This window comes from Pseudoalteromonas sp. Z9A5 (genome assembly GCF_011378875.1).
Taxonomy (GTDB): Bacteria; Pseudomonadota; Gammaproteobacteria; order Enterobacterales; family Alteromonadaceae; genus Pseudoalteromonas.
This window is the reverse complement of sequence record NZ_WTLC01000005.1, coordinates 34,830-58,532: the sequence shown is the minus strand read 5'-3', so window position 1 is coordinate 58,532 and position 23,703 is coordinate 34,830. Positions and strand designations below refer to the sequence as shown.

The 23,703-nt window shown below is 39.5% G+C and carries 13 protein-coding genes; 2 read left to right on the top strand and 11 right to left on the bottom strand.

Annotated elements, in window-relative coordinates; genetic code table 11:
- Window positions 1–49: 49 nt before the first annotated feature.
- The 6 genes from GQR56_RS04455 to GQR56_RS04430 all read right to left on the bottom strand — a co-directional run bounded on the left by GQR56_RS04455 (window position 50) and on the right by GQR56_RS04430 (window position 7,096).
- Window positions 50–988, bottom strand: a complete 939-nt coding sequence (locus GQR56_RS04455; RefSeq protein WP_166109290.1) for a hypothetical protein — start codon at window positions 986–988, stop codon at window positions 50–52.
- A 46-nt stretch (window positions 989–1,034) separates the two neighbouring features.
- On the bottom strand, window positions 1,035–1,814 hold the full coding sequence (locus GQR56_RS04450; protein ID WP_024594147.1) for a glucose 1-dehydrogenase: 780 nt from the start codon (window positions 1,812–1,814) through the stop codon (window positions 1,035–1,037).
- An 11-nt stretch (window positions 1,815–1,825) separates the two neighbouring features.
- The gene (locus GQR56_RS04445; protein WP_024594146.1) at window positions 1,826–3,397 is read right to left on the bottom strand and encodes a sugar porter family MFS transporter; all 1,572 of its coding nucleotides are present in this window, start codon (window positions 3,395–3,397) and stop codon (window positions 1,826–1,828) included.
- Between the two features lie 201 nt (window positions 3,398–3,598).
- The gene (locus GQR56_RS04440) at window positions 3,599–4,474 is read right to left on the bottom strand and encodes an SMP-30/gluconolactonase/LRE family protein (RefSeq protein ID WP_024594145.1); all 876 of its coding nucleotides are present in this window, start codon (window positions 4,472–4,474) and stop codon (window positions 3,599–3,601) included.
- A gap of 17 nt (window positions 4,475–4,491) precedes the next feature.
- A complete protein-coding gene (locus GQR56_RS04435) occupies window positions 4,492–5,655 on the bottom strand; it encodes a mandelate racemase/muconate lactonizing enzyme family protein (protein WP_055255562.1) in 1,164 nt (387 codons plus the stop codon).
- A gap of 19 nt (window positions 5,656–5,674) precedes the next feature.
- A complete protein-coding gene (locus tag GQR56_RS04430; RefSeq protein ID WP_024594144.1) occupies window positions 5,675–7,096 on the bottom strand; it encodes a sulfatase in 1,422 nt (473 codons plus the stop codon).
- Window positions 7,097–7,440: 344 nt separating this feature from the next.
- Here GQR56_RS04430 and GQR56_RS04425 point away from each other — a divergent pair, with 344 nt between their 5' ends.
- Window positions 7,441–9,576 carry a multiheme c-type cytochrome gene (locus GQR56_RS04425; RefSeq protein ID WP_166109289.1) on the top strand — a complete coding sequence of 712 codons (2,136 nt, stop codon included), beginning with the start codon at window positions 7,441–7,443 and terminating at the stop codon, window positions 9,574–9,576.
- 344 nt (window positions 9,577–9,920) lie between these two features.
- Window positions 9,921–12,461 carry a TonB-dependent receptor gene (locus tag GQR56_RS04420; RefSeq protein ID WP_165739246.1) on the top strand — a complete coding sequence of 847 codons (2,541 nt, stop codon included), beginning with the start codon at window positions 9,921–9,923 and terminating at the stop codon, window positions 12,459–12,461.
- A gap of 70 nt (window positions 12,462–12,531) precedes the next feature.
- Here the strand turns inward: GQR56_RS04420 and GQR56_RS04415 are convergent, their stop codons facing one another.
- From GQR56_RS04415 to GQR56_RS04395, 5 genes are all read right to left on the bottom strand, one after another.
- On the bottom strand, window positions 12,532–14,460 hold the full coding sequence (locus tag GQR56_RS04415) for a CRTAC1 family protein (protein ID WP_166109288.1): 1,929 nt from the start codon (window positions 14,458–14,460) through the stop codon (window positions 12,532–12,534).
- 12 nt (window positions 14,461–14,472) lie between these two features.
- The gene (locus tag GQR56_RS04410) at window positions 14,473–15,477 is read right to left on the bottom strand and encodes a family 16 glycosylhydrolase (protein ID WP_231609347.1); all 1,005 of its coding nucleotides are present in this window, start codon (window positions 15,475–15,477) and stop codon (window positions 14,473–14,475) included.
- Between the two features lie 386 nt (window positions 15,478–15,863).
- Window positions 15,864–17,507 carry a hypothetical protein gene (locus GQR56_RS04405; RefSeq protein ID WP_024594191.1) on the bottom strand — a complete coding sequence of 548 codons (1,644 nt, stop codon included), beginning with the start codon at window positions 17,505–17,507 and terminating at the stop codon, window positions 15,864–15,866.
- A gap of 112 nt (window positions 17,508–17,619) precedes the next feature.
- Entirely contained in the window at window positions 17,620–19,416 is a 1,797-nt protein-coding gene (locus tag GQR56_RS04400; protein ID WP_166109287.1) for an Ig-like domain-containing protein, read from the bottom strand.
- Window positions 19,417–19,478: 62 nt separating this feature from the next.
- Complete coding sequence (locus tag GQR56_RS04395) at window positions 19,479–23,189, bottom strand: TonB-dependent receptor (protein ID WP_166109286.1); 3,711 nt, start codon at window positions 23,187–23,189, stop codon at window positions 19,479–19,481.
- Window positions 23,190–23,703 lie beyond the last annotated feature (514 nt).

The following is a 23,703-nucleotide window of genomic DNA, read 5'->3' as shown; positions in this document are numbered from 1 at the left end:
AACAACTATTTAAACATATGATGTTTGATTGAGCAAACACAAAATACATTTAGTTAACAAAAAAACTCATATGCCAAGATTTATGAGCATTGCTTTTAATTAAGCCTTCCTCTTCACTCGCCATGGCTTTGTGTAAAGAATCGCTATTGCCTATACAAGGTTCTATCCCAAGTACAAAAGGGGGTAGCTGCTCATTGGCAGACCAACCATTGTAATTAAACCAAAGCCCTAAGTGACTTATGTTTGTTGATGAAAATTCAAACCCGCAGCTTTGCTGAGCTTTATCATCAACCAGTTTTACAATTATATTTTGATCTTTATGAGTGTCCGTATTTAAGTGTTTGCTAAAAACCTTACTTGCAAAACCACTGTTATAGGGCATAACTTTATTTAGCGGCGGGACTTTAGTTAAGCACTCACTCCAATTAATAAAGGCACTATTAGCGTTATAAAAACGACTCAGCCCTTCATCAACTTTAAACTCCACATGTTTGTTATTTATTAAAATACGCATCTCTGGTTTTATGGCAAAAATAGGATGCGCTGACCAAACAAAAGGGAGATTGTGAGTTGTGTTATTTTTTACGTGGTAATCAACAAGCAGCCGCTTACTGTGTTTTTTTAAGGTAAACGTTCTTATAAATGTAAAAGTAGAGTCAAAAACCTCAGCTTGTAAGCTAAGTATTATTTCTTCATCGCTAATATGGGTATTAGTTATTTGCCATGCTTGGCACCACAATTCACCATGATCATGTGAAAAATGCGTTTTATTGGGGATATGTTCGTACAGCTGAGGAGAAATACCCGGAAAACATTCATCCCAACCACCGCTATCATGCTCAGAGAAATCATTGTTTTTTGCAGGTTTTAAAGTGATTTGTTTATCGTGAGCAAGCCACTCTCTATTGTGTTTTAAGCTTACAATAGAGATGACTTTTGCACCCAACTGAGGAATAACTGTAACAGCAAGCTCACTATTTTTTAGCAAAATAGCCTCAAAACCATGAGCCTTACAGTGTGTTAAGTTAAGCACTTTAATCGTGATAAATTACAGAACGGCCACCATCAATGATTAAGCTTTGCCCTGTCATAAAACTCGAATCTGAACTGGCTAAAAACACGGCTGGGTAAGCAATTTCTTCTGTTGTTCCATTTCGTTTTAGAGGATGTACATCGCCCATTGCTTTGCGTGAAGCTTGCGGATCGTCTGTTTGCTCCCAAGACTTAAACGCCATAGGTGTTTCTATCATGCCTGGGCACAATGCGTTTACTCGTATGTTGTGCTTTGCGTATTCAACGGCTAAGTTTTTAGTTAGCCCTATAACCGCATGCTTAGTTACCGCATACGGAAAATACCCAGGTACAATTTTATAAGAATGCACAGAACCTACATTTATAATGCTGCCACGGCCTAACTCTTTCATATGCTCAAGTACGGCTACAGCACACTGCCACATACCTTCAACATTAACCGCAAAGCTATCACGCCACATTTGTGGAGTAACGTCATCTACGTTTCGCCCAGGGCTAATTAAAGCCGCGTTATTAACTAAAATACTGGGCTTGCCGAGCTCATTAACTACTTTTTCAACCATGTTTTTTATAGCCGTTTCGTCGCTAATATCGGTATGAGCAAAAATAGCATCAAACCCTTTGCTTTTTAGCTCTGCTACAACACTTTCACCCATTTCTTTATTTATATCAGCAACACACACTTTAGCGCCTTGCTCACAAAATACGCGTGCTACTGTTTTTCCAATTCCATCGGCTGCGCCAGTGACAATAGCAACTTCGTTTAATAATCGTGATGACATAGTTATATTCCTTATTTATTGAGCCCAGGGACCAAATCGCGTTCAATGGCCTCAATAGACTTGCCCTTAGTTTCGGGAAGTATGAATGCCATAACAATGCAGCCTACAATAGCGACGCCTCCGTAATATAAAAACGTATTTGCTGCGCCCATGTTCTCTAATTGCCAAGGGAAAAACTGCTGAATACTCCAGCTAGAAATACTCTGTACTAAGGCGGCAAAGGGTAACGCAACACTGCGTACTCGGCTTGAAAATATCTCCGAGAATATCACCCACATTATTGGCCCTATCGACATATTAAAGGCGGCTAAAAATGCGAATAATCCAAATAAAACATACGCAGGACTAATATTTATAGAAGCATTAATAATTGCACCGGTAACAACTGGTAGCTCTTTTTTACTGTAAATAGTGGCTAAATCTGCTTTTAGCGCAACATCAGTGCTGTATATTTTATTTTCGAAAACGTGCAGCTTTGTAATATCTACTTTTTGCTCTGCAACTTTGGTTATTGCTTCACTGTTGAGTGAGTAGGTGGCATTTTCAAAACCATACCAAATTGATACATGCGCAACAGCAATAAGCAGTAAACCGGTAATAGTTAATGTTCTTCTGCCAAGTTTTTCAACAAAGAATATGGCGACCAATGTAAATAATACAGATACCGCACCAAGTACTATTGTTTGTAAAAAAGAGTTTTCGACGCTCATACCTATTTGTTCAAACACGGTAGGTGCATAAAACAATACGGCGTTCATGCCGGTTGCGCCCTGCACTACCGCGTAACATACAGCAAGTAGCACAACAAAACGCATAGGCTTACTAAACAATACTTTAAGTTGCTCTAGTGCACTGTTTTTTGAATCTTCTTGAATGGTTGCTTTAATATCATTAAGTACTACTTCGGTATCGGCGTTATTGATCCCCATACCTTTGAATACAGCGCGTGCTTCTTCATCACGTTTTTTGCTCATTAACCAGCGCGGCGATTCAGGAATCGTCATTAATAACGAAAACCAAATAATATTAGGCACAATTTCAAAGCCAAGCATATAACGCCAAATATTGGCTTCATTTAACCATTCAATTGAGCCCATGTTTTTAACAAAAAAGTAATTAACAACAAACGCAAATAAACTACCTAACGTTATAAGCAACTGATTAACTGATACAAATTGGCCGCGTTTATTAGCGGGTGCAATTTCACCAATATACATAGCTGAGACAGTTATAGAGGCAAATGCGACCCCTCCTATAAAGCGTCCAACAACCAGCATGGGGTAACTTACCGCAAAAGCAGAAATAACCGTAGAGAGTGAATATGTTAAAGCAATGCCAATAAGTACCTTTTTACGACCAAATTTTTGGCATAAAGTACCTGTAAAAAATAGTGCGATGATTACGCCAACAATGGCGCAACCCACTACATTACCTGTTTGTAAACTGGTTAGCTCAAACTGCGAACTAACATAGCGTAACGCCCCCGATATATTGGCCGCGTCTAGGCCAAATACAAATCCGCCAAATGCTGCAATGAGGGAGTACTTAATTGCTTTTGTTGATTGTGTGTGTGTGTCTTTCAATGTATTACCCTTAGTTTTATTTTTATACTTTTACTGTGTTGGTAATGAGTGCTCTACAACATATAAAAGAATAACATTGATAGAATTAGTAAAAACAATATAAACATATGATGTTTATATGTGCAATGTGTTTTTCCTCTCACATCTAATTAATGTAAGAGGAAAAAACACAAAATTAATATTTAAAGTGAATACGTAAAATTAAAAGCCGTCTATTTTAACGCAAGGCTCAAATACACCTTTTACCGCATTTTTAAATGCAAGCGTAGCGCCGTGAGGTATAGCATTAAATGGGGTATCTTCTAGGCCACATTGTGCTGACGTTACGTAAAGTGTTGTACCATCGTCGCCAAACGCTGGGCATGTAGGGCGAGGTGTTTGAGTCGCTAAGCTTTGAATTACCTTAGCTTCGGGCGATATGCAATCTACACGTGCGCCATCCCAAAGTGCAATCCACATGTTGCCTTCGCTATCAATTACAGCGCCATCAGGTGATACAGCTGAGCTCGAATAGTCAAAAAACAACACACTTTCTCCTATTGGCGTACCCGTAAGTGAGTCGACGTCAAATCGGTAAATTTTTTGCGTTTTTGAATCTGCGTAATAAGCTCTAGCACGCGACTTATCAAAACAAATACCATTGGGTATGGTTAAATCACTAACAACTTGAGTAAGTACGCCGTTGTGAAAACGATATATTGCCCCTTCGTTTTCGTGAGCATCGCCGTGCATTGTGCTTATCCAAAACCCACCCCACGGATCGGCACGCCCATCGTTACTGCGGTTGTCAGGTTTATCTGCTTCAACGCTGCACAAAAAAGTTTGCTTATGCGTGCTGGTATTATAGGTATTTAGGCCTTTATCACTTGCTAGTAATAAGGTTTCATTGTTTACCCAAGCCAGAGCGGTAACCATATCATCTAAGCGTTGCTCAACTTTATGGTCGCCTTTTTTGCTGTGCAAAATATGGTTTGGAAAATCAACCCAATAAAGCGTTTGTGTGATCGGGTGCCACAAAGGCCCCTCGCCTACAAAATTTAGTGTGCTGTCAAAAACAGTCGCTGTAAGTGTATTCATTTAATTCTCTAAACTAGTTACCAGTTAGTATGTGAACCATCACGCTTTGATAAATGCGGTGCTTCGGTTTCTACAGGGGTTGCCAATCTAAACGCGGCTTCGTTCACTTCAACACCTAAACCAGGTACTTCAGGGATAGTAAACTTATTGCCTGTTAATACATGCTGCTTAGGAAAAAGAAGTGGATCATGGGCGCCAAACTCACTAAACGGACCTTGGTGTGTTTCCATTAAACCTAAATTTGGCAGCGCTGCAGCAAAGTGATTTGTTGCCGCTGTACACACAGGGCCAAGCGGGTTATGTGGCATAACATCGATATAATGTGCCTCAGCCCAACCAGCCACTTTCATTGCTTCTGTTAAGCCACCAATGTTACACACATCTACACGTAAATATTGAGTAAGCCCCTGCTCTATATAAGGCTTAGCTGCCCATTTAGAACTAAACTCTTCACCAATCGCAAAAGGAATATGCGTTAAAGTACGCAGCGTTTTATACGCATCAGGAGATTCATGACGAATCGGTTCTTCAATAAAATCGAGTGTATCGGGCTTTAAACGTTGGCAAAACGAAGCAGCCTCAGCCACGCTTAATCTGTGGTGGTAATCAATACCGAGTGTAATATCAGGCCCAAGTACTTTACGCAGCTCATTTAAACAACGAGCTGTGCGCGTTATAGATTCTTGTGGTTCAAAAAACACAGGGTCGTCAAAACGACTCGGTATCACTCTTATTGTTGTCCAACCTAGCGCAATAAGTGCTTTTGCTTCTTTAACTAAATCGTCAAATTTATCAGGATCGGCCTCTGTATAACAACACGCAAAGCACGCTATGTGCTCGCGTTGTTTGCCCCCTAATAACTGATAAACAGGCACTTGTAGTGACTTACCTAAAATATCATAAAGAGCAATATCAATGGCTGAAATAGCAGCCGTAATTACACGGCCCCCTTCAAAATAATGGCTGCGGTAAAGCTCTTGCCAAATACGGCCAATTTTACGTGGATCTTGTCCTTTCAAAAATCCAGCAAAGTGATGTATCGCGCCAATAACTGCTTGCTCTCGATTTGATAAGCCCGATTCGCCCCAGCCAACTATGCCACATTCGGTTACTACTTTTACTAATAGCTGATTACGTTTCCCTACGCAGCCTAAAAGCGCTTCAACAGATTCTATTTTCATTATTATTACCTATGCGTTATTAAGGTTGAGTTGCTGGTAAACGGTATTTATCCATGCGGTCTATATCGTATTTTTCGTATTTTCTTTTTAATAACCAGCGCGGACGCTCTAACGTTAATTCCCATTCAAACAATGATTTAAACATAGTTTTAACACGTTCAGGATTTTTTGCTGCTAAATCTGTTTGTTCACTAATGTCTGTGCTTAGGTCGTATAGCTCTGCTGGGCGGTCTGGGTAACGAATAAGTTTCCAATCGTTATCGCGTATTACAGCTCTGTTTTCTTTTTTCCAGTACATCACTTTATGTGGGCGTGCTGTGTTTTTACCTTGAATATAAGGGAGTAAATCAACGCCATCAATATCATTACCTAACGCCTTACCTTGTGCGGCACTGTAAAAAGTAGGCAGTAAATCGAGTGTGCTTACTGGGTAGTCGTAAGTCGAACCTGGTTTAATATGTTTTGGCCAACTAATTAAGAATGGTACACGAATGCCCCCTTCTAACTGGTTTGATTTAGTCCCTGCAAGTGGTGCATTATTTGAGGCGTTTTTGTCAGATGGGCCACCGTTGTCGTTTGAAAAAACCACAATAGTATTATCATCTAAGCCTAGCTCTTTAAGTTTATCAAGTACATAACCACTGGCTCTGTCTAACCCTAGGGTCATTGCAGCAAGCTCTTTACGTTTGCCCGTTAAGTTTGGAAACTTAGCTAAATCTTTAGGATCTGATTCAAGCGGAGTATGTACTGCGTTAAAAGCTAGATAGATAAAAAAGGGTTCATCTTTGTTTTGTTCAATGTACTTAGCGGCTTCTTTACCTAACTCATCGGTTAAGTACTCTTTTGGCTCTTCGTAATTACCAAAGTCACGCTCTAATTTTTTATCGAAAAAATGTTTGTTTCCATTTTTCATTTCTTGTTCTGAATAGTTAAAGTAGCTTCTGTCGCCACCTCTAAACCCTAAAAAGGTATCAAAACCACGTTTTAAAGGATGAAACCTGTCGGCGTCACCTAAATGCCACTTACCAAATACCGCTGTTTTATAACCCTGCTCTTTAAGATAATCGCCCATTGTTTTTTGATCTAATGGCAAGCCCATATCTGCACCTTTAAGTGCTGAGTTATCGCTCATAAAACCAGGTACGTTAATTTCTTCGTAACCAAAACGTTGCTGGTACTTACCCGTCATTAAACCTGCGCGTGAAGGACCACAAGTAGAATCACTTACGTAACCTTGAGTAAAACGAACACCGCTTTGGGCAAGTTTATCTAAATTAGGTGTTTTAAGCTGCGTACTACCTTGAAAGCCAAAATCACCAAAACCTGCGTCATCAGCAAAAATTAAAACAATATTAGGTTTTTCTGTTTGTGCTTTTGCCATTGCATTAGCACTAACGCAAAAGCCTAAACATACAGAAAGAAGAACAAGTAGCTTATTCATCACAGTTTCCTATTTAATATAATAGTTAAGCACATAGCTAAAAAATATTAATTACACCATAGCTAACATATTGGTTATATTAGACTATTACGGCTAGTTAATTTAATGGTTGAGTTGTAAATAATGCGTTTATAAATCACAATATCGCTACACTAAACAAAACATAACAATATTGCAAACATATGATGTATGATATTTTGAAATTAATTTTTCAATTTCTCACTATTACTTAAGCCTAATAACAGCGTCAGCTTAAAGGCAAAGCTCATTTATTGAGTACTTAGCTGCGGCCTGTTATTTAGTTTTAAGTATGCATTGGTGTGCTATTAAAGGTGGATTCTAAAATGATAAATATAAAAAACAGCCTTTTTGTTGTTCTTTTTTTATGCAGCTGTTTTTCAGCGATTGCAAACGAGGAATGCCAGTCTTGTCATCAACAACAAACCCATGATTGGAAACAGTCAGACCATGCAAACTCAATGGCTTTAGCCAATAAAGATACCGTGCTTGGTGATTTTAGTAATATAACCGCGACCCACTTTTCTCAAAAAGCCGTGTTTTATAAAGAAAAAGAGGCCTTTTTAATTGATTTGACCGAGCAAGGTACAAAAAAAACGTACACCGTAAGTTATGTATTTGGCTTTGACCCACTGCAACAGTATTTAATTGAAGTTGAAAAAGGCAAATACCAAGTATTTCCCTTTGCATGGGATAGTCGCGCTAAATCACTAGGCGGTCAGCGTTGGTATGCCAACTACGCTAACGAAGATGTAAAACCCAGCGACCGTCTCCATTGGCTGCAACCTCTGCAAAACTGGAACGGCATGTGCGCCGATTGCCATTCTGATAATTTAAAGCGTAATTTCAATAGTGAAAAGGAGCGCTTTGATACGCACTTTTCAAACATAAATGTGGGCTGTAAATCGTGCCACAGCGATATAACGGATGAACATAAAACTAAAAAAATAATAAAGACAGCTCAAACAAGCCCTACCAATATGTCGCAGTGGAAAATAATCGGTGATGACACCATTGCTACCTGGCAAGGTGAGCCGCGCGATAACAGCTTTATGCAAGGCTGTTATGCGTGTCATTCGCTTCGAAGCCCATTAACCGATGGCTTTAATAACAGCCAAGCGTTTTTGGATCAATTTAGCCCTTCATTTTTAGAACCAAATTTGTATCACGCCGATGGCCAAATTAAAGAAGAAGTGTATGTGTTTGGCTCTTTTACACAAAGTAAAATGTACAAAGCCGGAGTTAACTGTGTTGACTGCCACGATAAACACACCATGAAAGTTAAAACAAAAACAAATGGGCTGTGCTTACAGTGCCACAGTGCCAGCGAATACAACAAACCCGAGCATCATCGCCATAAAGAACAATCAACCGGTGCACAATGTGTTAGCTGCCACATGCCAACCAACAGATACATGGGCGTTGATGACAGGCGCGACCACAGCTTTAAAATTCCGCGCCCTGACATATCAATAAAATACGATACACCCAATGCGTGTGTGCAATGCCACGACGGTCAAACAAACGAATGGGCAGCAAGCACGCTTGAAAAATGGCATGGTAAAGCACCGCCATTAAGTGCAAGCGACCACAGTATGCTTGAACTGCGCTCATTAAAAGCGATATCGCAAAATGCACATATGCGCTTAATTAATGACTTTTCGTTAAATGAAATAGACCGCGCCAGTGCAATTGCCTATTTAGGTAATTCGGGCGCTGAGCTAAACGATGCCACAGTAAAAAGTTGGGTTAACTCGCCGCTTCCGCTTATTCGCTTAGCGATTGCTAAAGTGGGCTTTTTACTCCCCGAAGCAGAGCGCTTAAAAAGCTATAAGCAACTATTAACCGACAAATTAAAGTCGGTGCGTGTTGCTGCTGCGCAAAACCTAAGCCAAACAACAGCGCAGTTAAACGGGCTTAATCAATCAATTATAGAGCTTGCACACGCTAATACTGTCAATACATGGCGCGGTGAAGGTAACATAAATCAAAGTATGCTCGCGCTTAATAAACAAGACATAAACGGTGCTATAAAGTCGTTACAAAAAGGCATTAGCGTTGACCCTTACTTTGATGCAAGTTATGTAAATTTAGCCGATATTTATTATCGCCTTGGTCAAACAGCAAAAATGCAAAGCACATTAAATAGTGGTTTAAAAGCAGTACCTACCTCTGCGCCGCTACATTATGCAAACGGTATGGCGCTTATTAGAAGCGGTAACAAACCCGCTTCGGTTAACTCGTTTAAACACGCAATGACACTTGAGAGTAATAACGTGCAATACGCTTATTTGTATTTTTTAGCGCTAGATAGCATTGGCTCAACAGCGCAGGCCATGGGTGAGTTAAAGCTCAAAATGGGTGCTTATAATAATGCGCAGCAGCTCAAAAACTTAGGGATGAGCTTTGCTCAAAAGCTTAAAAATGCTGAGAATTACCACTTTTTTGCTCGTTTAAAATAATTTTTGAAAATTGAATTATTTTTCATTCTAAATTTGTAATTTAGATTAGAGATTAAAATTCAACCACTTAACTTAATAATCTTGTGTTACTTAAACGGTAATACAAGGTTATAAGCTCAATATTACAAGCAACATTTAATAAACAAGTAATCAACACATTGCACTTGCAAACATCATATGTTTAAATTGTTAGAATGAATCATTCGTGATTATTTACACTTCTTGATTGCTTATAGCTTTATCGCAATTAAGAGTCGCTGTTTAATTAGCCTGATTCTAAATAACAGATACTGCCGTTGCATTATCTGCACACACAGTAATTATGAAGAAACGGAGTGGTTAAAATGCTTAAACACAGTAAATTGCATACAGCAATATTACTTGCATGTTGTTCTTTATCAGCTTTCACACACACTGCATATGCACAAGAAGAAACAACCGCAAAGCAAGCTAAAAGCAATTCAGACGATTTTGAAGTTATTTTAGTGAGCGCACAAAAACGCGATCAAGCATTAAAAGAAGTTCCCTCTTCAATCGAAGTGCTAAGCGGTGATTTAATTCAAGAAATTGGTATAGATAATGGGTTTGATCTAGTCACCTACTTACCTGGTTTTGGCATTGATGACAGCAGTGAAATACGAACTACAACATTAAAAACACGTGGTATAGGCACTTTTACAAATTCAATTGGCTTACAGTCTTCAAACCTAGTCGTTATAGATGGCGAAGTATTACCTCGCCAATCAATGCTTAACTTACCTATTTCAGATGTACAGCGTGTAGAAGCAATGCGCGGCCCACAAGGGACTTTATTTGGCCAAAACACATCAACAGGCCTATTGCATTATGTAACTAAAAAGCCGCAACTAGATGACCGAGTTTCAGGCACGGTTAGAGCACAAGTTACTGAGTTTGATGGCACTGATTTTAGCGGCACCGTAAATGTACCCCTTAACGAAAACTGGGCAGCTCGATTTAACGCGCAATACAGTGATATTGATGGTTGGATAAAAAACACCATGCCTGGTGAAGAAGATTACACCATAGGCGCAAAAACAACGAAAGCTGGTCGCGGCCAACTTTTGTACGATAACGGCCAAGAACTAAACGTACTATTTCGCTTAGAATATTCAGAGACAGACACAAATTGTTGTTCTCTTACTCGTTTAGGTGGAATAAACCCAGATTTTGGCCCTCGTCCAATCGTTAATGTAAAAGATGATGGCACTATTGAAGGCACAACCTATAACCGTGTAAATCCTGAGTCTACTTTTGAAGAAGCCGGCGGCCCAGTTACATCGCGTAATGCAGAAGGTAACTTTGGTAGAACAGAAAATTTTGGCTTTTCAATATCGGCTGATTACTACCTAAATGATGAAATTACACTTAGCTATAATGGTAGCTACAGAGATTTTGATTTATATAACAGTTCAGCATTTTTCACTATTAATTTTCCTGTAGAGCGAACCGCTTTTGGTGGTAACGAATCAGTAGATGTGCTTCAACAAGAGTTTCGTATTTCGTCATTTAATAATGAAAAATTTGATTGGGTATTAGGTCTTTTTTACCATGATACCGACGGTCAGCGCTCTGAAATACGTGACGGCTGTATTGCAGGTAACCGTGGCTTTATTGAAGGCGGCAAATTAACAGGGTGTTATTCAAAGCAATCTACCGATGCTTTTTTAGCTAACTATGCAACTACTGGCGATGACGACCGCTCATTACTAACGCCTTCTCGCTTACTAAATAGTGGTGATTTTACAACTGGTTTTGAAAACGTCGCTATTTTTGGACAACTTGAATACCAAATAACTGAGCAATTAGATGCTACTTTTGGTTTTAGATTATTACACGAAAAAAGTGATGCAACCTTTGCTCGTACAGATTTGGCAACACCTTCTACAGGTGTTGGAATGGAAACATTCAATGAAGTATTAGAACTTGCTCAAACAGATCCATCGCTTATTTTACGCCAAGACGCGCCAACTAAATTTGATAACTCAGACACCGCCTTTATATACAAAGCGGTTGTAGGGTATGACTTTACTGATGATATTCGCGGTTATGTAAATTATTCTACCGGCTATAAAGGGGCATCTTACTTTGTAACAACAAATACCGACCCTGCCGATGCAGACAACTTCCCTACCGATCCTGAAAACTCTTCAAACTTTGAAGTAGGTCTGCGTTCAGCGTATTTTAATAACGATTTACTGTTTAACTTTACGTACTTTGATATGAGAGTTGACGATTATCAAGTACGTGCCAGCCGTGTAATAGATGAAGAAAATAACATTATTTTTGCAGGCTATGTAAACGCAGCACAAGCACGTTCAACCGGTATTGAAGCCGATGTGGTGGTTAAAATATCAGATAAATTAAAGTGGTCATTTAACTACGCTTATTTTGATGCACGCTACGAGGACTTTGCTGATACACCTATCAATTGTCCTGCTGGTGATGGTGGTTTACTTGCTTCTCGTTGTACAACTGATTCAACAGGCAATCAGAGCTTTGATCAAACGGGTTTATCTTTCCCTAATAATGCTGAGCAACAATTTTTAAGTACTATTTCATATAATACACAAATTGCTGATACAGGCTGGAATGCTAATACACGTGCAGTTTGGCGTTATAATGGCAGCCACACGCAATCAATTAACGAACTTGCCTTTGGCGAATCAGCTAACCCATCGTCAAGCATTTGGGATGGTTATTTAAGCGTAAGCAAAGATAACCTAAAGTTTAGTGTATTCATTAAAAACTTATTTGATAAGTCGTACACTACCCGCCAACGTATAAACTCTGAAGGGTTTGGGGAAGCATTCTACCCTCGAGATTGGAGTCGTTATGTGGGTGCAAGCGTTCAATATAGCTTTTAATAGATAACGAAAACTAAATACAAAAAAATAGCGCTTAATAAGCGCTATTTTTATATCTGCATTTAATTACTTACAGCGGCTCTTTTCTTCCAACTAACTCCCCGTTAGCGTCATTTATAACTGCATTGTTAATATCTACATGCTCATTATTACTCCAACGAACCGATACATTATTTATCTTTGTACACGTACCTAAACCAACGTGTAGCTTGCTGTTTTCGCTTTGTGAAAAGCCAGCACCTGTTGCGCCTACAACGCGTTTATAAGTTTGCCCACACGCTTTTATAGTCGCAGTAGCTCCCAATGCCGACACACCAGCGTTAGGTGAGTAACCAATATTAGTGACTAAAAAATTATGCTGCGCGTTTAAAGCTGTGTTGTTGGTAAATAAATGCCAACGGCCGCGCTCGTTTGAATAAATTAAGTCAAGGTCGCCGTCATTATCGTAATCAAAGGCCTGTGCGCTACCCCCTGTTGCTCCAAGCTCAGTTGAAATAACACCATGGTCTTGTAAAGTCTCAAAACCTTTACCTTGCTGATTTAAATACAGTAGCTGCTCGTTAGCTTTTGCCGGATTGCCATAACGTAATACAAATAAGTCACTCCAACCATCGTTGTTAAAATCCCCGGCTACAGCACTGGTTGTGGGTTCGCTAAGATTAATATTGAGTTTGGCTGTTGCATCAACAAATTTACCTTGCTGGTTTTCTAATAATACCGCTGGTAATGGCTCAAGCCCTTTTACTTTGGGTGAATTAGTCACTCTTTTAATAACACCCGCTGTAGGCGATTTAGTATCCCCCGCTACGCGCCAAGTATCGTTACCTAAGTAACCTATGTATAAACCTTTTTTATGTAGTTTTTTAGGCCAGCCAGCAGCTTGCTCTTTTGTTACCTGTACCGTACGTTCACTACCGCCATGCCCTTCGAGTGTTAAAGGCGCACTATTTTTGCCAATAAACACATTAAAATGGGGGTAAGCCATTTGGAGGTTTTCTATTTCAAAATTGCCTTCGATTTTAAAATCTTCAAATTTAAATGCTTCGTTACGAGTAAAAAAAGCAAAATTTTGAGATTGAGCGTCATAAAAAGTGTGTTGTTCAAATTGGTGTTTAGCGCGGGTTAAAAATAAATCAAAGTCACCGTCATTATCAAAGTCGATTTCGGTCATGCTGCTTACATGGCTAATATTGCGATTATTTCCTAGTACAGCCTTACTTTTATTTTTATAACCTAAATCAGATTTACTCTGCGCTGCAACAATGTCATCTCCACCGTAAAAAAATAAATCATCGTGCCCGTCATTATCAAAATCACTAACTAAGGCTTTATATCCAAGCCATTTTGCAGTAGGTAAGTAATCGACAAACTTAAATTGATTATGCCCTTCGTTTTTATATATATGATTAGCTCCCTTTTTTTGCTTTTTAAGTGGAAAAGCAGAGAGCATTAAATCTAAAGTGCCACTGTTATTACCATCAATTAATTTAACCGCACGTCCGCGTGTACGTTCAAAATCATCAAATGTTTCTCCACCTTCAACAGTACGGTCATGATTTATTTGAAACGATACAGGTAAACGCGGTTTTAGGCCTCCACCACCGCCTTGGGCTATTATTAAATCCATACGACCATCTAAGTCATAGTCAGCAACAGCCACGCCGTGTGTGTCGCCTTTAATAATTATCTGTGGTGCTGAAAAGGTATTGTTTTTGTTATTCCAAAAAATTTTTACTGCGTGGGTATGCTCAGTAATTAATACATCTTGATAGCCGTCTTTATCAAAGTCTGCAATCAACGCACTGTCCCATTTACGACGCGATAGTGGCTCAAAAGGTATGATATTGTGCGATTCGCTAAACATTAATTTATTACTGCTGTTGTCGCTTAGCGTTTCATTGCTTGCCCTTTGAGTGGTGTTACATCCATAAAGCAGAACACTTGTAGCGATCAGTGATAAACAAAATAACGTGTTTGCTGGCTTACTATTTTTTTTCATTTAACCCACTCCTTACTTAACTGACTGTAATGGTTTTTGTTGCCACACACGGATGTATTCAATTTCAAAGTCGACCACACCATCATCTTTTTTGCCCTCAGGGCTATTACGTTCAAGCTCTTCTTTACTTTTTGGTACGCCATGCCAAGGAAAAGTCTCCTGATCAAGCCATAAAAACAGTGGCTTAGTGGCTACGTAACCTTTATCAACCCCGCGATGCTCTTTTGCCCAGGCATCAGCTTGTTCTGCAGATACTTCGCTAAATAATTTACCGTCAACATAGTATTTAATTCCTTGGGCGCTCCAATCAATTCCATACACATGAAAGTCATCGGCTACTCTAAAACCTAAGTCTTTTCGTTCTGTGTAAGTGGGCTTGCCCATTACCTTTTTATTCCAATCGCGGATTGACCACCATAATTCACTGTCTATGTGATCTTTTTTAGGGTCGAGCGAATCGCCAAATAATTCAAAAAAATCAACTTCTAACTTTTCGCCCATCGACCAAAATGCACTGCTCACTTGCGCATCAGCGGCTTTGCTTTTAATTTCTATGTATCCGTACTGAAAAGACTTTCTGCCAATAAAGCATGCCGTTGTCAGGTTTTCGTATTTAAGTGCATCGCCAAACACGGGTTTATGTATTTTTTCTTCAAAAGGAAAGTCGGGTTCCCACCGTGTTTCTAGCTTTAGTTTGCCATTTTCTAGTCGGTAGTTATTACCCGAAAATTGCGAAGGTGCGCGGCCTTTCCATACTTTTTTATTTGGATTATCTGGATGCTTATAAATAGGTTTACCGTTTTCTATTTTACCCACAATGTACCAACGTTCTTCATCGATACTGCTGGCTTCAAATTCATCACTTACTTGAGTGTTTAAAACCCACTCGCCTTCATTTTGGGGATCCGTTAGTGGCAGTAGTAACTCATTAGCCGAAGCGCTCTTACTACCAAAAAACATCAACATACTAAGAGCAATTACACTTATTGCTGGCTTTTTAATGTGTAAAGTATTCATATAAAATTTTGCATCCTATAAATCAGATTTTAAAATTAATGTTAGGGAATATTTAGGGCATGTTGATCTTTGTGGATTGAAATTTGTTCAATCTAGGGGCGATTAAATCGCGGCGCGAGGTTTGTAACCTAGTGGGCTAAGTAAAAACCGAGCAACAAAGAGTTAATCGTCCCTAGAAAGACCCCAAAGGGCAGCGCATGTTTGGTCTTTATGCTGCGTTATCGCCTATTTATGGGGAATAACCACACTGCATAGACTCTGCCTTGCCTAAAAACCAAACAGTCTGCTGCAAATTCACCCACCAAAGATCAACACGCCCTAATTACGAGTTCAAAACAAAAATCCCATAGCTAAACTAACTATGGGATTAAAATTAAACGGCGCAGTTATTTGGTAATAAAATCGGTGGCGCTTTTAATACTGCCACCATTTTGATTAGTTCCATCAATGGCATTTTCGCGATAAATAGTCGATCGATTACGCGTAATATCACCTGCATTAAGTCCTAATAATGAATAATCAAGTGTAGCGTCAGCTTGTATAGCAGCATTAATTTTAATGTTGTATCGACCGCCAAACTTTCTATAACGCTTTCTTAGTGTGTTATTGCTACCTTCATCTAAATCTTGTCCAGATGCTTGAGCTGGGGCTTCAATATCACCATCAACAGTAAGTAAAGGGTTGTCGTAACGCTTAACTAAGTCATTCCCTACATCACTTTGAGAATATGAAGACACTACTGCAATTGGTGCTATGGGTTGACCTAACCAACGAGCGCCTGAACCATCGCGAGGCAATTTAAACAACTGAAAATTACCGTTAGAGCCATTTGATGCAGTATCACGAATACCCTCTCGCGGTAAAAAGTAACTACCAGCTTTAGTGATATCTGACTTAAAGTTTTTATTACTAACAATGTGCTTTACCGTGCCGCCTATTTTAGTGTCAGTAAAATATCCACGCGTAAAACCTATGTCGTCCGTATCAGCCCATACCGGCGCACTGCCTGAGTCAGCCCAAATAACAAAAGTGCTATTTTTACCTTCAGTTGTGCCTTTAATTTCTATGTTTTCGTTTATTTTTGTATGCGGTTTTAAAAATATGGCTGCAAACCCACCTGTATTACTAATATCTTCTAATATAATGTTTCTGTATGCACCGATACGTGGACCAGCTCGGTTTAAGCGATCTGTTACTAAACCACTGCCAGGCTCTATGCGCACTGTAATACCACGCTCACCGCTTATATTTTTAAAGTATAAATCTTCGCCACTAAAAGGTTGAATAACGGCATACCCTGTTGCTATTTTTTCTCCACTGATGTCAGCTAAATAACCTTTTTTAGGTATGCGAGCATAACTTGAGTTAAATACAACATTGCGATTTATATTAGTACCACCAGCGTCAGTTTTAACACCTGGTTGGCCATTATCATCTGCGACTAAAAATATATTGGGTGTTTGCGAGAAGTTATCTTTTTGATGTAGACGAGAAATAGAGAAATTTTCGGCATAACCAACTCTCACCATCCGTTTATCCTGAAAAATAGTATTAGTATTTACATCAATAATAAAACGGTCATTTCGGGTCGCATTTGTTTTTGCACCCGTTGTGGTTATTTCAATATTTTCTGCTTTTGCTCCATTGCCGCCACTTTTACCAAAATCAAACAAAATATTTTGATTCATTTTTAAAATAGTATCGGGTTCTATTTCAAGGCGAACATTAGAGGGCATAACAATGCGATTTAAAGTATAAGTACCTTTTTTAATAACTACTACACCACTAACCGCTGATGCAGCATTGAGTGCATTTATAATTTTATTAGTACATTGACCTGGAGTAGATGCACTATTGCTAGTACCACATTGTCCCGTATTAGTGATTGTCGCTTCTACGGTATTAGTAATAGTATTTGTAAAATACCCTGCTTTATTACCAATTGAGTCTGCGTAAGCTGAACTAATTGATGCACTTAGTAAAAGAGTGCAAAACGTAACTTTCTTCTTTTGTGTGTGTGTGAATTTCATAGGTAATCCTATTTAACGTGTGAGTTATGTGCCTCAATCGGCACATCGTTGCTAAAATAGCCATTACTGAATAAATAGTAATAACAGCAATAACTAATATTTGGTCAAGCTGTTATTCACTTATAATATCGGTACGTGTAACTGCGTAATCGTCAATCAAGATTGAATCACCCGTTGGCAGTCCATACACTTCCCAAAGGGTAAACACATCGGTAATTGAGCTCCATGTAGCTGGAATAGCCCAGTCCCGTTGATTAGTTGAATCCTCTACAAACTCGATGTATTGCCACTGCGTAGTAGCTGCGAGTGCTGCGCTAAATAAGCCGGCTTCTGAGTAACGACCTGTAAATCCATTTGCATCCTCAGGTATGCCGTCATAAACCCACGGTACAACCACATGGCGTAACGTAACGGGTTCAACAGGCACTTGATTTAACTTAACCCACACGGCATAACGGTATGTTTTACCAACAGACTCAGCACCACGCCCATAGTTGGCGCTATACCAGTTGCGTTGTTTATTCCAAACTTGCTGAGTTGCAAAAGAGTACGGTGTATTCGCTTCACCTTGAGTAGCAGTACCCGCTGTAATTTCAAGCGATCGACCATTACCCGACACAGAGGTTGCCGATACGCTATAAGTGGCATTGCCTTTATAAGGTGCGCCTTCACCATTGAGGTTAAAGTCGGTGTTAAAGCCTGCTTCGTGTTCAGACACACCCGGCTCACACATTTGGTTATTAACGGTATTAACCGTAATACTTTTTTGCGAAATAAGTGATAAAGGTGTACTTGCTGTATCGCCATCAATAAGCTCAACCGTTACCGTATTTGGGCTGTCTATTGTTGTAGGTGCTTTAACGGCAAGTACTTCTCCAAAGCCGCTTTTTGCGGTTAAGCTTTTCGTAAATGAAACTTCATCGTTAAGTGTCCAATCAAAAGTATATTCGCCGCTTAACTCTGCGTTTAGTAAAGCCGGCTGTACTTCTACACCACTGGCCACACAGATTGGAACGTCCTTGTTACCTGAAGAAGCGCCTAACTCGTTTTTATCGTCGTTTGTTATTGCAAGACTAAAAGCACCTGTCACTGTAAGTGTGGCGCTTGCTGAAGCTTCGGGGTTATCAACACTTGTGGCTGTAATAGTCGTTTCACCGGTATTTTTAGCGCTAATAAGGCCATTTTCATCAATGGTTGCAATATCTTCATCTGCAATTGAATAAATAAGTGCGGGGTTACACGCGTAACTTGGTATCGCTGATGCGAATACACTTGCTTGACCACCAGCAGGGATTTCAATCGGCGATACATTTACCTCAGTTACAACATCATCAATCGCATTGACAGTTAATTGTAATGTACGTGTAGGCAGTGCGCCGCCCGCAGCAATAGCTGCACCATTATTGATAGAATATGTAATGTTATAAATAACTTGGCTCGGAAAGTCTAAGTTACCATCAGCAATAGGGTTACCATCGCCATCTAAAGCGCCTCTTATATCGGTTTGGTCGCATTGTCTTAATGCCGCCGAAAACGCATCGGTATTTACAACTAATTTAGTGCTATCACTTGATTGCGTGAAAGGTGAAATTCGGTGTGATGCAATAGTATTAGCACTTGTTTGTGGGGTAGTGAAATTATTATTAACCACAAACTCTAACTCACTTACGTTTATGGTTGCACCTGACTCAGAGGCTGGTTTACCGTCGATTGTTACGCCTTGCAGTAAATCAATTTCTTGAACTCCGGACTCTTCATTTAATGTGCTCGTGATCACTGCGGTATCGATTACAAGTGCTAAGTCAGATTTAAACTGCGGATCGTAACCTTCATCCGTTCCGCCGCACCCTGTTAATACTGAAAATATAATACTGCTAATTGCTGTTTTTATTAGTAAGTTATGTTTCATCTTACTCTCCAAGATTTGTAAGGCAGCGCGCCTAACGTGGCCCGCTGCTAATAGTTTCTCAATTAAAAGGTACCGCGAAGACCAACACGGAACTGACGACCTGTTTTCCAAACTGATGCTGTACGCGAAGTAGTCACACTGCCATCTTCAATTGCATTACCTTCATCAAGCACAACCTCTTGCGAGTTAGCTTCAAACGCATTACGACTAAATGAACTGGTGTAATAAATTCGGTTAGTTTCATCAGTTAAGTTAAGTGCCTGAAAAGTTAAGCTAAAGTTTTTATTAATTTTATAACTTGAGCTAAAGTCCAAACGATGGGTTGCCTCTTGCCATGTAGCGCCGCCAACTAAACCTCGGTTAACTAATTGATCCCCGGTGTAGCGACTCGCTAAACGTAATTGAATCCCTTTTTGTTCCCAATACAGTGTTGTATTTAGAGAATGCTTTGGAGTGAAAGGTTGTGGTAGTGGTTTTAAAAATATATCGGTATTACCTACCTGCTGACGATCAGATTCTGAATCTTGGTAGGTATAGTTCATGTTTAAACCTAAGCCACCCCAATAACTTGGTAAAAAGTCATAGTTTTGGTTGTAACCTAGTTCAACACCTTTAATATCTGCGCCTTTACCATTGGTTACTGTGGTTACGTTTACAACGTCACATTCAATGCGCCATTGGTCAAAAAAGCCTGCAACTTGCCTAAGTGGCATACAATCTTCTTCGCCACCTGGTGCTCTATTCTCATCGTAATCAAGTAATAAATCGGCTGTTTGTAAATCGTATTCGGTCCTAACGTCTTTATAGTGATACGGAACAACCACCGTTTCTTCAAAGTCTTTCATATCTTTGTAAAAGAACGCTGCCGACAGCAAGCCTGAATCGCTAAAGTACCACTCATAAGACAAGTCGAGATTGGTTGATTTAAGCGGTTTTAAATTTGCATTACCTGCTGAGCCATTAGCAGAGTCCCATTGTTGCTCAAAAATTTGTGTACGTGGGTTTAATGAATCAAAACGAGGACGCGTCATGGTTCTACTAACAGCAAAACGTGCAATCATTTCTTCGTTAACTGCATAATTTAAGTTTAAGCTAGGTAAATAAGCGTCATGTCCGCCTTTTTTAGTTACCCAAGCAACGCGGTCTTGTACTTCACGTCCGCTACCTTGTGTTCCTGTAAATGAAGTTGTTCTGTCTAAAAATGGCCAAATTTGTCCGTTACTTGCAAAGTGTGCCCATGCATTAGCTGACGTGGGAACTAAATTTCCGTTGCTGTCGTAAATTAAAGAAGGTAATGCATTGTTAGCTATAATGTTGCCATTTTCATCTACAAACACTTGCTGATTTACACCCAGTCCGGTGTTGCCATCAGCCCCGGGAATTACAAACTGACCCGTTTGCGGATCAACAGGGAAAGTAGCTGGGTTTGAGCGGTTATACGCATGAGTGATTTGCCATGCCCAACAGTTTTGTAGCTCAGCATCGTTTGTAGGTGTGTAACGATGATCAGGCTGACCCGTGTCAGAGACCCCCATAACAGCTGCCGGGCAGGCATCTAAATTTGTATTTGCTAAACCACGCTCAACTAACAAATTATACGCATCAACCATTTGTGGAAAACGCGTATAGTTAATACCGCCTACGCCTGTTGCTGTTGTGTCATCTTTTACATACCTAAGGCCTAAGTTACCTGTTAGCTTGCCATCCATCAGCTCAAAGTTTGCTTTAAAATAAGCGGCTTTTGTTTCGGTTTCAATATTACGACTGCCTGTAATGGTTTCTCGTATACCTACTTCGCCTGCATCTTTACCTGAAACAATTTCAAGCGCTTTTTCGGCATCTAGTAACGGCCAGCCATTAAAAAACTGTGCAAAACGATCTGATTGAATATCTTCACCAAAATTATCGTAAGGATAGGCACTATCAGCCACTATATCGGCTAAGCGAATTGTACCAAGCCCACGTACTTCAAACGCTTGATCAGGGTCTTCTAAATCTATTAAATCACTGCCATTTGTGGTTGCTCTATTTTGAATAGAGACATCTTTTTTACGATTTGACCACTTAACTCCAAATTCAAGCGATCTAATAAAGTCGCCATCAAGCGCATAGTCAAAATCAACAAAAAGCGACTTGTTTGTATCCGCTAATTTGTTTTTACGAAGCACTAAACTACCTAAGTGATTGTGCTGCATGTCATATGGATTAAAACGGCTGTATACCGCATTAGATGTACCATCAAAGGCATCAAACTCCCCTGGAGTAACGCCAGTTGAGTAACTACATTCTCCATTGCTGCCACAGTCGTAGCCAACCATTTCGTGGCTACCATCGGGCATTGATTCAACTATTTGACGACCTGCCGTGCCCCATGTGGCTGTACTAATAGAGATGTAACGGTCTTTTTCATCATCGTCTGGTGTTTCATCTGTCGTTTTAGAAAAACCAGCTCTTACATTCATATTTAATGAATCGGTAACCTGATAATCAATATCGAGTGACGCTACATTAGTATCAATTTCTCTAAGTCCGTAGGAGCGAACAAAGTTACCACCTGTAGAGCGGCTACTTGATTGCTGCAAGGTATTGGTCGATAAATCAACCCCGTTTAGTGCTGTATTGTCATCACCGGCATAAATTAAAGGTGTTACAGGTCCCATGTTTAAACGTAGTCGTTGACTGTCGGTTAACACATCTTGCTCTGTATGAGTTACATCTAGCTGAATATCGAGTGACTCTGTTGGTTGGTATTGAAAACCTGTAGACACTGACAAGCGATCTCGTTGGTCATTATTTAATGTAAAATCAATAACCTCACGCGCTAAAACAAATAAATCACCTTCATGTAATATTTGCGTTTCAGGGTCGTAATTATTAAGTGAACTCAGTGGGTTTAATAATGCTTCTCCATTTTCACCAAAAAGCTTATTTCCATCAGCATCACGTTGATTGCCAAGTACCCTGATTGCTTTGCCTGTAACAGTGTCATGTGCTGTACGGCCAGTCGCATCATCTAAATCAACAATAGGAATTGCGCCGTTAGCCCAATCGGTATTGATACGATCTTGTCGTGTTTTTTGGGTATCTTTAGAGGCGGTTATAATAAAGCCAAAGGTGTCGTCGAAGTATTTATCAGAAAAGCTAAAATTAATGCGTGAGTCACTTTCATCAGAAAACTCGTTGTAGCGCCCTTCAACCGTAAAAGAACGACGTGGTTTGTTTAAATTTAGCGGTTTTACAGTTCTAAGCACAACACTTGCGCCGAGTGAGCCTTCATCGTTATCTGCAGAAGATGTTTTAATTACATCGATAGATGACAATATATCTGACGAAAAAGAGCTTAAATCAACACTGTTATCGTTAGTAGCACCCGCACTAGAGCCATCGGTACTTAGTCCACCGGTAAGTGCGACACCATTCATTGATATTTGATTTAAAGAAGGTCCGGCACCACGAATTGATATACGTGTTCCTTCACCGCCCTCTTCTTGAATACTCACCCCTGTTACTCTAGATAGTGCATCAGCGATGTTTTGATCTGTTGATTTACCTACATCTTCAGCATGAATTGAGTCACTTACGTTGTCGGAAAAGCGCTTTGCGTTTACCGCTTTTCGTAAGCTACTTTTGATCCCTTGGACTTCAATTATTTCGATATCTTTTTGTAGTTTTATTTTCTCTTTTTCTTCATCTTCTTGTGCAAAAGCAGATGATGAAATAAGCGAAGCAATAATAGCTGCAGAGACTGCTGATAACCTAAAGTTATGCTGCATTGTGTGCTCTCCTGTTTATCGGCATCGTTTTTCTCAATGCCAGTGTGTGATGATGTTGTCTATTTTTATTGTTAGTTAAGCGCCACAGATAAAATGAATGAACGTCCTGGTATCCTAATTTCGTTTCAGAGCTTTGCTTAACTTGCGATCAAGTTAAACATATGATGTTTATATTTACAAGTCGTTTACTTTGATTTTTACATTTTTGTTTCTTTTTCAAACGAAGTAATTTAAACCGCTGTTTTTAAACAATTTAAATTCATTAATATTTAAGTGAAAGTAACGTAGATATTTTTATGTTTTATACAAAACAAAAAATGAGACCCAAAAGCCCCATTAATAAATAAAAAATGTTGTTGAAAATGATCAAAATTGAGTTGTTCAGAAAGAAATTTACGAGGGTTTATAATATTAATTTATGCTCATTAGAGTATTTACAGCTATCAAAAGCTGCCAATCAGCAGTTTTGAAAGCGGTAAACCAAATGTATTACCCATAAACCTAAAGCTCATAC

Bases quoted from the DNA above. Each gene is read 5' to 3' on its own strand.
- GQR56_RS04415 (WP_166109288.1), bottom strand. From the start codon at position 14,460: ATGAAAAAAAATAGTAAGCCAGCAAACACGTTATTTTGTTTATCACTG.
- GQR56_RS04440 (WP_024594145.1), bottom strand. From the start codon at position 4,474: ATGAATACACTTACAGCGACTGTTTTTGACAGCACACTAAATTTTGTA.
- GQR56_RS04430 (WP_024594144.1), bottom strand. From the start codon at position 7,096: ATGAATAAGCTACTTGTTCTTCTTTCTGTATGTTTAGGCTTTTGCGTT.
- GQR56_RS04425 (WP_166109289.1), top strand. From the start codon at position 7,441: ATGATAAATATAAAAAACAGCCTTTTTGTTGTTCTTTTTTTATGCAGC.
- GQR56_RS04395 (WP_166109286.1), bottom strand. From the start codon at position 23,189: ATGCAGCATAACTTTAGGTTATCAGCAGTCTCTGCAGCTATTATTGCT.
- GQR56_RS04405 (WP_024594191.1), bottom strand. From the start codon at position 17,507: ATGAAATTCACACACACACAAAAGAAGAAAGTTACGTTTTGCACTCTT.
- GQR56_RS04400 (WP_166109287.1), bottom strand. From the start codon at position 19,416: ATGAAACATAACTTACTAATAAAAACAGCAATTAGCAGTATTATATTT.
- GQR56_RS04435 (WP_055255562.1), bottom strand. From the start codon at position 5,655: ATGAAAATAGAATCTGTTGAAGCGCTTTTAGGCTGCGTAGGGAAACGT.
- GQR56_RS04450 (WP_024594147.1), bottom strand. From the start codon at position 1,814: ATGTCATCACGATTATTAAACGAAGTTGCTATTGTCACTGGCGCAGCC.
- GQR56_RS04420 (WP_165739246.1), top strand. From the start codon at position 9,921: ATGCTTAAACACAGTAAATTGCATACAGCAATATTACTTGCATGTTGT.
- GQR56_RS04410 (WP_231609347.1), bottom strand. From the start codon at position 15,477: ATGAATACTTTACACATTAAAAAGCCAGCAATAAGTGTAATTGCTCTT.